We start from the raw sequence: 13,887 nt of genomic DNA on the forward strand, positions 1-13,887 counted from the left end.
CTAATAAAATAAATAGATAATGGCAGAAAAAAGATTATTGTTGGGCGATGAAGCGATTGCCTTGGGAGCGATACATGCCGGAATATCGGGTGTGTATGCTTATCCGGGAACACCGTCTACAGAAATTACGGAATTCATTCAAAATAATAAGCTGGCACAGGAAAGAAATTTGCATAGTACGTGGTGTACGAATGAGAAGACGGCAATGGAGGCTGCCTTGGGCATGTCTTATGCAGGCAAGCGTGCTTTGGTCTGCATGAAGCATGTAGGTATGAATGTGGCTGCCGATGCTTTTGTCAATTCGGCTATTACGGGAGTGAACGGCGGACTGGTGGTGTTGGCTGCTGATGATCCTTCCATGCATTCTTCACAAAATGAGCAGGACTCCCGTTTTTATGGAAAGTTTGCGATGCTTCCCATTTTGGAACCGTCAAACCAACAAGAAGCTTATGATATGATGCATGATGCCTATACACTTTCGGAAGAATTGAAGTTGCCGGTATTGATGCGTGTCGTTACTCGTTTGGCACATTCACGTGCCGGTGTGAAAGTGGGGGAAGTAGGGGAAGAAAACCAACTGAATCCTGACAGTGAACGTACCCATTGGGTGCTATTGCCGGCCATTGCGCGCAATCAATATGCTGCTTTGATAAAGAAGCAAGAACAGCTGGAAAAGGTTTCAAGAAAGTCGCCATACAATGGTTTGGAAAATTTCAATCCTGACAGCTCTTATGAGTTTGGTATTATAGCTTGCGGTATCGGATATAATTATGTGAAAGAATGTGATACAGACGATTCACCTGTTCCTATATTAAAAGTATCACAATATCCTTTACCGGCAGAAGAGATTCAGAAGATGGCTGATTGTTGCAAATATATTCTGGTTGTAGAAGATGGACAGCCTTTTGTCGAAGAACAGGTGAAAGCTCTTCTTTCTAGCGATTATACAGTGAAAGGTCGTTTGACCGGTGATCTTCCCCGTACGGGTGAATTGACTCCTGACAATGTGGGTAATGCTATCGGTTGGGCTACCAAATCTCCTTTTGTCACTCCGCAGGTGGTGATGCCTCGTCCTCCGGCTTTATGTCAGGGATGCGGACACCGTGATGTGTATGATGCTTTGAATAAGGTTGCTGCAGAATATCCCGGTGCACGTATCTTTGGTGATATCGGTTGTTATACTTTGGGGGCATTACCTCCGTTCCGTGCTATCGACAGTTGTGTGGATATGGGGGCTTCTATTACTATGGCAAAAGGTGCTGCGGATGCAGGCGTTTTTCCTGCTATTTCTGTTATCGGTGACTCTACTTTTACTCATTCGGGCATGACCGGATTGTTGGATGCCGTCAATGATAAAGCGAATATCACGATTATTATTTCCGACAACCTGACCACAGCCATGACCGGCGGACAGGATTCGGCAGGTACAAATAAGTTTGAAGCTATTTGTCTGGGATTGGGGGTGGAACCCGAACATGTGCGAGTGGTGGTTCCGTTGCCTAAGAATATGGAGGAAATAACTCGTATCATTCGTGAAGAAATAGAATATAAAGGAGTGTCTGTTATCATTCCGCGCCGTGAATGTGTGCAGACTTTAAATCGTAAATTGAGACAGAAAAGAGTAGAAAAGGCATGAGAAAAGATATTATACTTTCAGGGGTAGGAGGACAGGGTATCCTCACTATCGCTACTATTATAGGCGAAGCCGCAACTGTTGCAGGTCTTAACTTGAAGCAGGCCGAAGTGCACGGTATGAGTCAGCGGGGAGGTGATGTGCAGTCTAATCTCCGTCTTTCGGACGAAACAATCCATTCAGATCTCATTTCATTGGGGGAAGCGGATTTGATTATTTCTATGGAGCCTATGGAGGCTTTGCGCTATTTGCCTTATTTGGAAAAAGAAGGATGGGTGGTTACTTCTGCAAATCCGTTTAAGAATATTCCCAATTATCCCGATGAGGAAGAATTGATGAAGACGCTGAATAGTCTTCCGCGTGTAGCCAAACTGGAAATAGAAGATATAGCGAAGGAAAATAATATGCCGAAATGTGCGAATGTCATCTTGTTGGGCATGGCTGCTAAATTTATTGGAATTCTGTCACCTGAACAACTGCGCGAAAGTATCGGTCGGGTGTTCGCTTCTAAAGGTGAGAAGATAGTGGAAATGAATAAGCGGGCTTTTGATATAGGTTTGGAAGCGGCAAAGAATCGGTAGGATGCTATGAAAATATTTAGTGAAGAATTGGTAGAAAGAGCTGTGTCGGAACTGCATATTGCCGACCTCTCACAGGCAACTATCGGCGATGTGCTGTTGGTTGCTCAATATTTGGAGAAAGAAACCGGTATTCCTTTTATTCGGATGGATCAAGGCTCTCCGGGGCTTCCTGCCAATCAAATAGGTATAGAGGCCGAGAAAGCAGCGCTCGACCGGGGGGTCGGTTCACAATATCCGGCCGCTGCGGGTGTGGCTGAATTAAAGAATGAAGCTTCTCGTTTTGTAAAGGCATTTATGAATGTAGAAATTTCTCCGCGTGCCTGTGTGCCGACTACGGGTTCGGTTGCAGGTTCGTTCGGTTCGTTTATTGCTTGTACGCAGCGCATTTCCGGAAAAAATAAAGTATTGTTTATCGATCCCGGATTTCCGATTCAGAAATCCCAGCTTCGCATTATAGGGGTGCAGTGGGAAGAATTTGATATTTATGCTTATCGCGGGGCTGCTTTGCATGATAAATTGGAAAGCATGTTGAGCACGGGCGAAATTGCTGCTATCGTATACTCCAATCCGAATAATCCGGCATGGATTTGTCTGGAAGAGGAAGAATTGGCTATTATCGGTGAACTGGCAACAAAATATGATGTGATTGTGATGGAGGACTTGGCTTATTTTTGCATGGATTTCCGTCGTGATTTGGGACATCCGTTTGAGCCGCCTTATCCTCCCACAGTAGCGCATTATACGGATAATTATATTCTGATGTTGTCTTCTTCCAAGATTTTCAGTTATGCGGGTCAGCGTATGGCATTGACATGTATTAGTGATAAGTTGTTCGACCGACAGTATCCGGCATTGGCAGAACGTTATAAAGATGCAGGTGTCTTCGGACCTACTTTGATAGCTTCTATTCTTTATATGATAACTTCAGGTTGTACGGCATCTACTCAATATGCTTATGCAGAGATGCTCCGTTTGTCTACCGAAGGTAAGATTAATTTTGTGGAGGATACGCGTGAGTATGCCCGTCGTGCCGAACGCATGAAGAAGATATTTACCGACAACGGTTTCCACATTGTTTATGATTATGATGCGACTCAGGTGGTTGGAGACGGATTTTTCTTCACTATCGGTTATGGCAAGATGAAAGGTGGTGAGTTGCTGCGTGAATTGTTGTATTATGGTGTGAGCAGTATTTCTCTTTCCACTACCGGAAGTGAGCAGGAAGGTGTGCGGGCTTGCACATCAAGAATGAGAGAGGAGCTGTATCCTGTCATGGAAGAACGTATGAAAGCTTTCCATGAAGACCATCCATGATAGATGAAAGACTAACACAAATAAAATCAATCTATTACTATGATTTGGAACAAAAATAAAGAATGTATGAGTCGGGATGAGATGCATGCGCTTCAAAGCAAGCGTTTGCAGAAATTGGTTGCACTGGTCTATCATAATGTCCCGTTCTATCGTAATAAGATGCAGGAGATGGATTTGTCTCCCGATGATATCCGTAGCATTGATGATATCGTGAAACTTCCTTTTACTACCAAACAGGATTTGCGGGATAATTATCCTTATGGGCTTCAGGCTGCTCCTGCTTCTGAAATAGTGCGTGTACATGCCTCTTCGGGCACTACCGGAAATCCTACTATTGTAGGTTATACCCGTCGTGACTTATCTGTGTGGTCGGAAGTAATGTCTCGTTGTCTTGCCGCTTATGGGGTGACCCGGGAAGATACGTTCTCGGTGAGTTATGGCTATGGCTTGTTTACCGGTGGTTTGGGTGCTCATTATGGTGTGGAAAATTTAGGTGCAACGGTTATTCCGGCGTCTACGGGAAATACTGAAAAGCATGTGCGTCTGATTCGTGATTTAGGTATAACCGGTATCGCTTGTACTCCATCATACGCTCTTTATCTGGCAGAAACGGTGGAACGAATGGGGCTTACCAAAGATGATATAAAATTGCGTATCGGTGCTTTTGGTGCAGAACCTTGGACAGACAATATGCGTAAGGAAATAGAAGAGCGGTTGGGCTTGAAAGGTTATAATCTGTATGGATTGAGCGAAATCATGGGACCGGGCGTTTCCTTCGAGTGCCAGGAACAAAATGGCTCTCATATCAATGAAGACCATTTCTATCCTGAAATAATCAATCCTGAAACATTGGAACAACTTCCCAGCGGGCAGCAGGGTGAATTGGTATTCACTACGCTCACCAAAGAGGGAATGCCGTTGTTGCGTTACCGCACAAAGGATTTATGTTCGTTGATGGAGGGTACTTGCGCTTGTGGTCGTACCAGTGTTCGTATGAGCCGCATCATGGGACGTAGTGATGATATGTTGATTATTCGTGGCATCAATGTCTTTCCTTCACAAGTGGAAAGTGTTATTTTGGGAATGCCTGAATTTGAACCTCAGTATATGCTGGTTGTCGACAGGCAAAATAATCTTGATATTCTTCAGGTTCAGGTGGAGGTTCGTCGTGACTTCTTCTCAGATGATTTAGGACGTATGCTTGCCATGAAAAAGACATTGAGTGACAAATTAAAGAGTGTGCTTTCTATCAGTGCGGATATTAAACTGATGGAGCCGAACAGTATCAGTCGTAGTGAAGGAAAGAGCAAGCACGTGATAGATAAACGAGTATTAAAATAAAAACTTTACGCAATATGACAATTAAGCAATTATCTGTTTTTCTGGAAAATAAAACCGGAAGAATTAATGATGTAGCAAAGACGTTGGCGAAGTATGACATTAATATGCACGCGTTCAGCATGGCTGAGTCTACAGATTTTGGAATCCTTCGTCTGATTGTTTCTGATGTCGATAAAGCAGTGGAAGTGCTCCGTGCAGAAAACTTTGCTGTAATGCTGACCGATGTGGTATGTATCAGTTGCCCGAATGTAGCAGGTTCGTTGTCGGCAATCCTGGAATGTCTGGCTGTCGAACAAATCTTTATTGAATACATGTATGCTTTTGCTCAGGGTGATACGGCAAATGTGGTTATACGTCCTAATGATTTGAAGAAATGCGTGCAAGTATTGGAGAAATGTCAATGTGATATTTTGAATAAAAATAATCTGTAAGATTTCCGCATATTCGTTTGGGAAAAGAAAAAGAGGCAGTCTCGCTGTGTAGGGACTGCCTCTTTTTTGCAGAGTAGGTTATTGATTATTCAGCAATACAAATAGAAACACGGTTTTCTTCAGCTGTTGAGAACGGCTGAACTGTGTCACCTTTGTAATCTACATTAATTCTGTTTTCAGTGATACCTTTGGCTTTCAAAGCTTCTGCAACGGCGTTGGCACGTTTTTGCGAGATAGTTTTGTTGTAAGCGGCAGTACCGGTTTGAACGTCTGCATAACCGGTGATAGTTACTTTAGCATTAGGATATTTATTCAAATAGTCCACGATGCTGTTTACTTTACCCAGTTCGGCTTCTTTAATTTTAGAAGAGTTGATAACGAAGAAGATGTTTTCTGTCAATGCTTCAACTTTTACAGGTTTGGGCTCTTCCTTTACAACCGGTTGCGGTTTAGGCTCTTCTTTTTTAGGAGCAGGAGCTGGAGCCGGTTCATAATAAACAGGTTCTGTCTTCTTGTAAGTCTTGCCAAACTTGAATGTGAAACCTACCAATCCGTTGAATTGCCAGTCTGCATTACCTGCTTTCTTTGAATTGTATTTATCGGATAACGCATTGGCATTTACTTCTAAGTTGACGAATACATGGTCGCTCAAACGAATGTTTGCGCCTAAACCTCCGCGTCCTACAATAAAGTTTTTGCTGTCATTCCATAAATATCTTAACTCATGTCCCTGTGCGTTGATAGCCACAGCTTCGTCATTGTCAAATGCATGGTTGAAACCTACTCCTAAGAAACCATAAGCATTGAATACACGTTTGGGATTGAATTTGCAGAATAAAGCACTTAAGTCCAACATAGCATCTACGTTGCCCTGTACAAATTTATATTTATACACGGTGGAAGGAGAAGCCCATGCTCCTTTAGCTTCCCAAGCACTTACTCCGGCACGCAGACCAAATAACGGGCTGAATTGGTAACCCCCTGTAACTTGTGCAGCTGGTGATATCAAATCCGAGAAACTAGCTTCACCCAAAGTATGGCTGGCACCGCCTTGAATTTGCATAAACCAATGAGGGTTGAACACCACTTTACCTTCTTCTTTCACTTCCTGAGCAAAAGAACTAACTGTGCAAAGAGAGAATGCACAGATTAAGAATTTCTTTGTTAAATTTGATAGTCCCATTTTTAAAAATATTTTGGTGATTCTGCAAAGGTATAAAAAAATAATATATCAACACGTTTTTTCACAAAAATATGTTGATATACTAATAAAACCGGAATTTAAGCTTACCAAATGAGACTGTAATCGGTTTAGAACAAACTCCAGGCTACGGTTAATCCTGCCATAACGATGGCTACCATACTCATTAATTTAATAAGTATATTCAGGCTTGGACCGGATGTATCTTTAAACGGATCTCCTACTGTGTCTCCGGTGACAGTCGCTTTGTGTACTTCACTGCCTTTGCCGCCAAAATTGCCTTCTTCCACATATTTCTTGGCGTTATCCCATGCACCGCCCGAATTTGCCATGAAAATGGCGAGAACAAAACCGGATGACAAACCGCCAATCAGCAGTCCGATTACTCCCGGAACACCAAATAAGAGTCCGGTGGCAATGGGAGCAATAATAGCCAGCAGAGATGGGAATACCATTTCTCGTTGTGCACCTTTGGTTGAAATTTGTACACATCGTGCGTAGTCGGGTTCGGCTTCACCGGTCAGAATCCCTTTTATTTCCCGGAATTGTCTGCGTACTTCTTCCACCATGTGGGCAGCTGCACGTCCTACTGCGTTCATTGTCAGTCCGCAGAATAAAAATGCCATCATGCTACCGATAAAAATTCCCGAAAGAACTTTCGGATTCATCAGTGTTACATCATAGTACAGCATATAATCGGTGAAACTTGCATTGTGTACTTCAACAGTAATGCCGTTGGGCAGTTCTAAAATTGTTTGTCCCAATCGAGTCAGTCCGATACGTATTTCTTCTATGTATGATGCCAGCAGTGCCAGACCTGTGAGCGCTGCAGAACCGATGGCAAATCCTTTTCCGGTTGCGGCTGTCGTATTACCCAACGAATCGAGGGCGTCTGTGCGCTTGCGCACTTCTTCACCCAATCCACTCATTTCTGCATTGCCTCCGGCATTGTCGGCTATCGGACCGTAAGCATCAGTAGCAAGAGTGATGCCCAAGGTGGAAAGCATTCCTACAGCGGCAATTCCGATACCATACAGTCCCATGGAAATATTGGCAAAATCAAAACCTGATGCGAGCCAATAAGAAAGGATAATTCCAACTACTACCGCCAAGACGGGGATAGTGGTAGATACCATACCCAGCCCGATACCTGAGATGATTACGGTGGCCGGACCGGTCTTTCCGCTTTCGGCCAAACGTTGTGTTGGTTTATATGATTGAGAAGTGTAATATTCGGTAGAACGCCCGATGATAATTCCTACTATCAATCCGACAACTACGGCAAATGAGATATTTACCCAATTTTGTAAATTCAGTATCCAAAGGATAAGGAAAGTTGCAACGACTATTAAAGCAGAACTTAAGTTTGTTCCGACAGCCAGTGAGCCTAATAACTCTTTCATGCCTGCATTTTCTTTTGTTCTGACGGAGAAGATTCCTATAATGGAAAGGAGAATGCCTACAGCAGCAATCAACATTGGTGCGATAACAGCTTTAAATTGCATGGTTGTATCGTTTGTACCTATATAGGCAGCAGCCCCCAATGCAGCAGTGGCGAGAATCGAGCCGCAATAGCTTTCGTACAAGTCTGCCCCCATACCGGCTACATCGCCAACATTATCACCTACATTGTCGGCAATGGTTGCCGGATTGCGTGGGTCGTCTTCGGGGATGCCGGCTTCTACTTTGCCTACAAGGTCGGCACCCACATCGGCTGCTTTGGTATAAATTCCTCCTCCGACACGTGCAAATAAAGCCTGTGTGCTGGCTCCCATACCGAATGTCAGCATGGTGGTGGTAATGATACACAATTTGGCAGATGGATTCATGACGTCTGCCGGAATACATTTATCCAGCAATAGATACCAGAACGAAATATCAAACAGGCCGAGTCCTACCACCACCAGTCCCATGACTGCTCCGCTTCGGAAAGCGATACGCAAACCTTTGTTTAAAGAGCTACGGGCTGCATTGGCGGTACGTGCTGAAGCATACGTTGCGGTCTTCATTCCCAAAAAACCGGAAAGCCCGGAGAAGAAACCGCCGGTAAGGAAGGCAACGGGCACCCAGGCGTTTTGCAGATGGAAGCCGTAAGCCATAACGGAGAATAGAATAACCAGCCCCAGGAATACCATTCCCACTACCTTGTATTGCTGTTTGAGATAGGACATGGCGCCTTGACGTACATACAGAGCGATTTTCTCCATTGTAGGAGTTCCTTCGCTTTCACGCATCATTTGTTTGTAGAAATACCAAGCGAGTACCAACGCCAATAAAGAGGCGATGGGTACAATCCAGAAAAGATAGGTTTCCATACGCAGTATTGATTTAGAAGTTACTTCCCAAAGATAAAAAAAATAAGTGATATTCAAAGGTATAGGAGCACTTTTTTATTTGTTAAGGGAAAAAGAGAACTAGTTGGAATATTGTGGGTTATCAGGTTTATGGAATATGCCGGAGGTGCCTGAGGGAGGCTTTTCGGGTAGCGGAAGAATTTTACCGTTTCAAGCGATAAAGTTACCCGGATTCATCTAAGTATCCGGATGATAAAATAATAAATTGTATGGGAATAGTTATTTCCCATACAATTTATCTATCAAGTCACTGCGGCCTATCTTGCGTAATTCATTGATGATAGCACGGCGTTCTTCGGGTTTATACCAGAAAAAGAACATTCGTTGCGCCAATTTTTCCTTTTGCGTCTTGGCAGAAAAGACCGGTTGCAAAGTATAGGGATGATAGCCTGTATACCAGGCTTCGGTAGCGATGGTCATGGGAGTGGGAGTGAAGTCCTGTACCTGTTCCAGATGGAAGTCCAACCTTTTGGTGATAACTGCCAGCTCTGCCATATCTTCTTCTGTGCATCCGGGATGGCTGCTTATAAAATAAGGAATGATTTGCTGTTTCAGATTCAGCTCCCTGTTCACTTTATCGAATGTTTTCTTGAATTCATAGAATTGTGCGAACGAAGGCTTCCGCATGATATGCAATACTTGATCGCTGGTATGTTCGGGGGCAACTTTCAGTCGTCCGCTCACATGTTTGGCTATCAGCTCGCGTGTATATTCAGCTGTGCTTCGGTTTATCGCCGGGTCTTTACTTTGGTATTGCAACAGGTCATAACGTACACCGCTTCCGATAAAGCTTTTCTTTATTCCCGGTATGGCATCTACCGAGCGATAGATGTCGAGCAGCGGGCGATGGTCGGTATTCAGATTCGGACATACTTTGGGATGGATGCAGGACGGGCGTTTGCAACGGCGGCATTTGTTTTCATCCATTCCGTGCATGGCATACATATTGGCACTCGGTCCTCCCAAATCGCTCAGATAACCTTTGAAATCAGGCATTTCTGTAATCTCTTTCACTTCTTTCAGGATGCTTTCCTTGCTTCGGCTGACTATGAACTTTCCCTGGTGGGCAGAAATGGTACAGAAAGCACATCCGCCGAAACATCCCCGGTGGAGATTGACGGAGAATTTAATCATATCATAAGCCGGGATGCGTTTCCCTTTGTATTTGGGATGGGGCAGCCGGGTGTATGGCAAGTCGAAAGACATATCCAGTTCGCCCTGTGTCATGGGAGGGTAGGGAGGATTGACCACTACGGTCTTGTTTCCCACATCCTGCAGGATGCGGGAAGCTTCGTATTTATTGCTTTCCTCTTCGATGAAGCGGAAGTTTTCGGCTTGTTTCTTCTTATCTTTCAGACACTCTTCATGAGAGTGGAGGATGATATCCGGTTTTTCTTTACTGTGCTCGGATGATGTGCTGATGTTTTGGAGCGGACACACGGGGTCTCCCTTACGGATTATGTAGGCTGTTTGTAAGATATCATGTGGAACAGGAAGACCGGCTGCTATAGGAGCAGACCCGTGTGTCTGTCCGGCAGCAGCCGTCAGTGCTTTCATCCTTCTGCAAAGTTCTGTAATCGGCTTTTCCCCCATTCCATAAATGAGCAAATCTGCTCCCGAATCTATTAAAATAGACTTCTGCACACAATCCTGCCAATAGTCATAATGGGTGACGCGGCGTAAGGAAGCCTCTATACCTCCCAAGATGACAGGCACATCCGGGTATAGTTTTTTAAGAATCTGTGTATATACAATGCTGGGATATTCGGGACGCATATCGTGACGACCGTCCGGTGTATAAGCATCTTCACTGCGTAAACGTTTATTGGCTGTGTACTTATTCACCATGCTGTCCATACATCCGGCAGATACACCGAAAAAAAGACGTGGTCGTCCCAGCTTTTTGAAATCGCGCAAGTCATCACGCCAATTGGGTTGAGGCACGATGGCTACTCTTAGTCCCTGTGCCTCTAATAATCTTCCGATAACGGCCGGTCCGAAAGAAGGATGGTCTACATACGCATCTCCGCTAAATAAGATAACATCCAGGTCATCCCATCCACGCAGTTCAACTTCTTTCTTTGTTGTCGGCAGCCAATCTGTAAGTTTATGTTCTTTCAAATCCTTTTTATTCTTCTTTTTGGCCTCCTTCTTCATCATCCTGATTCTTTTCTTTTTCCCAGCGGATGTAGAGCAAAATCAATTGATGAAGCCCGAAGGCTTTCATGTTATTATGATAAATTACATCTATGCAAAGGTCGAGCAACTCTTTGTTGTTTCCCTCTTCACTGGTAATCAGTGAGCGTATATTCAGTTTTAATTTTTCCAGTACAGACTCATCTACAATGCCGTTACTGTCTATTAAGTGCTGAAATAGAGCGTATTTCTCGATTGTTTGCAGGTTTTCTTCCGAAATTTCCATGCAACGTGTGCCTGAGGCATTTGTTTGTATAGTGTACATAGTCCTTATTTTAATGGTTTATACGGACAAAGTTAGGTGTTTTTATGAAATAACCTCTAATTTGCTTCTTTATTTTCATAGAAAATCCTTATTTGCTTCCGAAGAAACCTAATATGGCACTCATTATCCGTGTCCGTTGCTGCACTCCTTCGATGCTTTCGAAAGGGAAGCCCAATACGAAAGTGCGGTAATTGCCTTTGTAGGCAATGCCGGCACTGTAATTGCCGGGAGTGTATATAAATGTGGAATAAGCCGGTGCGACAGGAGTCAGGCAGTCGGGGGCAGGTACGGCATACGTTTTTTCATTCACGGTGCAGGGAATTGTAAAATGGGTGTTGGCACCGTAAATAGTGCCTGATGTTTTTCCGCCCATGCTTCCGCCAAAACTGTATTTCAGTATGTTCTCGGTAAAGCCGAGTGCCGAAGGACTGTTCATGTTGCTGCCGATATAAGAACCGCTGACCAATATGTTTCCACCACGGCGGCAATAATCCGTGATAAGTTGTTGCATGATAGGGGAGAATGCCTGTTTCTCCGCACCCATAATGAGGTCTGTGACCGGATAGTCTGTCAGTCGGACGAATCCGTTTTCCACTGCTTCGTCGCTGCATGAGACAAAGGAATATCCTCCGGCGGATTGTATGGCTTTGCCGTGTATGAAAGGATAATCAAACGTGTTTCCGGCTATCAGCATTCCTTCCAGCTCACTGCCACTGTATCCCAGTCCGTCTTTTGTTTCCCGTCCGATGCGGCTTCGGTCAAAACTTTGTTGTGCACCGCAATAGGCCGGTGTACTTATATAAGGTATTCCCGGGTCTGTCTTTAAGTCAAATCCTTGTATAAAATTCGATTCTATGGTAGCGGGACCGCTTAGGCGATCGAATGCATTTACTATTAAAACAGTTCCTTTGCTCTTTTTGGCTTTATAGGCCGACAGAATTTCGGAAGGGAAACTTTCTCCTCCACGGTTGACGGCTGTGACTTTGAAGCTGTATACCAGTCCCGGTTCGGCTTCGAAAGTATATTTCGTATCGCGAACCAACGTACCATTGTCGAATCCACCATGTCCCAAACGGGTGTACACAATGTATTCCCGGGCCTTTGCCGTAGGTTCCAGCGGGTCGTCTACTGCCTGCCAGCTCAGACGGAATGTGTTCTTCTTGCTTCCTTCGGCTATTGAAAAATTGCTCACCGGCAATGGTTGTACCACATAGTCAGTGCCATGCATAGTGGCTGTATACTTTAGGATTGATTTATAAACCGAACGTGCAACCGTGAATTTAAACCGGGGATTGTGTCCCAGTTTAAGGTCGGCAAAGTTTTGATGGGAAAGCAGTTCCAGAATCATGGATGGAACACCCGGCAGGCGTGTCTCGCTGTAATTGCGGTTCCACAGGCTGCGGCGCGGCCATTGAATACCAAATCCGGCAGAGATATCCCGTTGCAGTCCGGTCAGCACCATGTCTGCCAGGTCGCGGGAAGCATAGCGGGAGATTCCGGCGTTTAATTTCCCATTATTGCTGCCGGTGGTATAAATGCCCAATGTCCCGATTAGCTCATCTTCTTTGGAGAAGCCGGCATCGCTGTGCAGTCCGAAAGTCATTTCAAACGGCACTCCCAAACCTTGTTCCTGCGGATTGTAAACAGAACCGCCACTCATGTAATTGATAACCCGGCTGCGGCTGTTGATGTCGTCGGTATAATCATTTTTCCCTTCGGCGGGACTATATATACCGTAGGGCATTCCCGCCCATTGTGCTGCATAACGTGCTCCTTCCAGGTAGCGTGGAAGACCGCTGATGCTTCCTCCTCTCGAAATATTTCCCATGCCTCCTCCAAAGCGGACGGCATCGGCGCACACTACTCCTTTTTGTTTGCTCTCATTACTTAATACTACCATTCCGTAGTCGTTGGTTCCTTTGTCGAATTCAAAAGTGCCCAGATAAACCCATGTACCTCCGCCCATTTGCTGGTTGACTTTGAATTCGGTCACTCCGCCTTTATGGAAAACCAAATATTTGGCATCGCTTACACTTCCCGGCAATGTCTGATAAGAAACGTATACGGCATATTTCCCTGTTTCGGGAATATCGGGAATCCATTGTGCAAAAGCCTTTTCAGGCTTTTTTTCCGTTGCGGCAAAGCGTGCCGTGCCGTCCCGGAAAGGATTCTGTCCGTCTGTATAAACAGAACGTTTTCGGGCGAATCCTGCCAAAGGAGATGTTTTCCATTTTCCTTTCCGGCTTTTCTCTTCTAGATAAATGCTTTTTCCCGTAACTGTGTTGTTGTCCACTATAACTTCGTTGCGCTGCCGGTCTCGTTCGCGTGGCGTATAGACGACGGCACCGGCGTTTTCCAGCATGGGGATGATATAAGGAACGACGAAAGACTGTGTGAAGAGGTCTTCTGTGGTGCAGAATAAGCGCGGACGTTGCCATTCCCAACTTCCTTTGTTGTTTTTATAATATTTTCCATGGCTTTGCCACAATGCGATGTGTCTGCCCTCCAATCCTTTAGAGGCAAGATAAGGGCTCAGTTGTAATTCTTGGGGGATTAACATTTGTTAATTTC

9 protein-coding genes and 1 pseudogene are annotated in these 13,887 nt (G+C 44.7%); 5 read left to right on the forward strand and 5 right to left on the reverse strand.

Features of this window, described 5'->3' with window-relative positions; translation table 11 throughout:
- Positions 1 to 19: 19 nt before the first annotated feature.
- Genes HMPREF1534_RS17200 through HMPREF1534_RS17180 form a run of 5 tightly spaced genes read left to right on the forward strand, consistent with a single transcriptional unit; the run spans position 20 to position 5,300 of the window.
- Positions 20 to 1,636 (forward strand): thiamine pyrophosphate-dependent enzyme, encoded by a 1,617-nt coding sequence (locus HMPREF1534_RS17200; RefSeq protein WP_005936197.1) that lies wholly within the window; start codon positions 20 to 22, stop codon positions 1,634 to 1,636.
- Positions 1,633 to 2,214 (forward strand): indolepyruvate oxidoreductase subunit beta, encoded by a 582-nt coding sequence (locus tag HMPREF1534_RS17195; RefSeq protein ID WP_005936201.1) that lies wholly within the window; start codon positions 1,633 to 1,635, stop codon positions 2,212 to 2,214. The genes HMPREF1534_RS17200 and HMPREF1534_RS17195 overlap by 4 nt, the downstream gene beginning before the upstream one ends.
- Before the next feature lie 6 nt (positions 2,215 to 2,220).
- On the forward strand, positions 2,221 to 3,528 hold the full coding sequence (locus tag HMPREF1534_RS17190; RefSeq protein ID WP_005936204.1) for an aminotransferase class I/II-fold pyridoxal phosphate-dependent enzyme: 1,308 nt from the start codon (positions 2,221 to 2,223) through the stop codon (positions 3,526 to 3,528).
- Positions 3,529 to 3,567: 39 nt separating this feature from the next.
- Positions 3,568 to 4,869 carry a phenylacetate--CoA ligase family protein gene (locus HMPREF1534_RS17185; protein ID WP_005936207.1) on the forward strand — a complete coding sequence of 434 codons (1,302 nt, stop codon included), beginning with the start codon at positions 3,568 to 3,570 and terminating at the stop codon, positions 4,867 to 4,869.
- Between the two features lie 14 nt (positions 4,870 to 4,883).
- The gene (locus HMPREF1534_RS17180) at positions 4,884 to 5,300 is read left to right on the forward strand and encodes a hypothetical protein (RefSeq protein WP_005936209.1); all 417 of its coding nucleotides are present in this window, start codon (positions 4,884 to 4,886) and stop codon (positions 5,298 to 5,300) included.
- Positions 5,301 to 5,385: 85 nt separating this feature from the next.
- Here the strand turns inward: HMPREF1534_RS17180 and HMPREF1534_RS17175 are convergent, their stop codons facing one another.
- From HMPREF1534_RS17175 to HMPREF1534_RS17155, 5 genes and pseudogenes are all read right to left on the reverse strand, one after another.
- Positions 5,386 to 6,483, reverse strand: coding sequence for an OmpA family protein (locus tag HMPREF1534_RS17175; RefSeq protein WP_005936212.1), 1,098 nt, complete (start codon positions 6,481 to 6,483; stop codon positions 5,386 to 5,388).
- Between the two features lie 128 nt (positions 6,484 to 6,611).
- Entirely contained in the window at positions 6,612 to 8,816 is a 2,205-nt protein-coding gene (locus tag HMPREF1534_RS17170; RefSeq protein ID WP_005936214.1) for a sodium-translocating pyrophosphatase, read from the reverse strand.
- Positions 8,817 to 9,074: 258 nt separating this feature from the next.
- The gene (locus HMPREF1534_RS17165) at positions 9,075 to 11,015 is read right to left on the reverse strand and encodes a YgiQ family radical SAM protein (RefSeq protein ID WP_018452632.1); all 1,941 of its coding nucleotides are present in this window, start codon (positions 11,013 to 11,015) and stop codon (positions 9,075 to 9,077) included.
- A complete protein-coding gene (locus tag HMPREF1534_RS17160) occupies positions 10,984 to 11,316 on the reverse strand; it encodes a hypothetical protein (RefSeq protein WP_005936219.1) in 333 nt (110 codons plus the stop codon). The genes HMPREF1534_RS17165 and HMPREF1534_RS17160 overlap by 32 nt, the downstream gene beginning before the upstream one ends.
- Positions 11,317 to 11,404: 88 nt before the next feature.
- Positions 11,405 to 13,846: pseudogene (locus tag HMPREF1534_RS17155) on the reverse strand (golvesin C-terminal-like domain-containing protein); the annotation flags it as partial.
- Positions 13,847 to 13,887 lie beyond the last annotated feature (41 nt).

This window comes from Phocaeicola massiliensis B84634 = Timone 84634 = DSM 17679 = JCM 13223 (assembly GCF_000382445.1).
Lineage (GTDB): Bacteria > Bacteroidota > Bacteroidia > Bacteroidales > Bacteroidaceae > Phocaeicola > Phocaeicola massiliensis.

What these genes read in the sequence shown, in the direction of transcription:
- HMPREF1534_RS17200 (WP_005936197.1), top strand. Translation starts at nt 20, where the DNA reads ATGGCAGAAAAAAGATTATTGTTGGGCGATGAAGCGATTGCCTTGGGA.
- HMPREF1534_RS17195 (WP_005936201.1), top strand. Translation starts at nt 1,633, where the DNA reads ATGAGAAAAGATATTATACTTTCAGGGGTAGGAGGACAGGGTATCCTC.
- HMPREF1534_RS17190 (WP_005936204.1), top strand. Translation starts at nt 2,221, where the DNA reads ATGAAAATATTTAGTGAAGAATTGGTAGAAAGAGCTGTGTCGGAACTG.
- HMPREF1534_RS17185 (WP_005936207.1), top strand. Translation starts at nt 3,568, where the DNA reads ATGATTTGGAACAAAAATAAAGAATGTATGAGTCGGGATGAGATGCAT.
- HMPREF1534_RS17180 (WP_005936209.1), top strand. Translation starts at nt 4,884, where the DNA reads ATGACAATTAAGCAATTATCTGTTTTTCTGGAAAATAAAACCGGAAGA.
- HMPREF1534_RS17175 (WP_005936212.1), bottom strand. Translation starts at nt 6,483, where the DNA reads ATGGGACTATCAAATTTAACAAAGAAATTCTTAATCTGTGCATTCTCT.
- HMPREF1534_RS17170 (WP_005936214.1), bottom strand. Translation starts at nt 8,816, where the DNA reads ATGGAAACCTATCTTTTCTGGATTGTACCCATCGCCTCTTTATTGGCG.
- HMPREF1534_RS17165 (WP_018452632.1), bottom strand. Translation starts at nt 11,015, where the DNA reads ATGATGAAGAAGGAGGCCAAAAAGAAGAATAAAAAGGATTTGAAAGAA.
- HMPREF1534_RS17160 (WP_005936219.1), bottom strand. Translation starts at nt 11,316, where the DNA reads ATGTACACTATACAAACAAATGCCTCAGGCACACGTTGCATGGAAATT.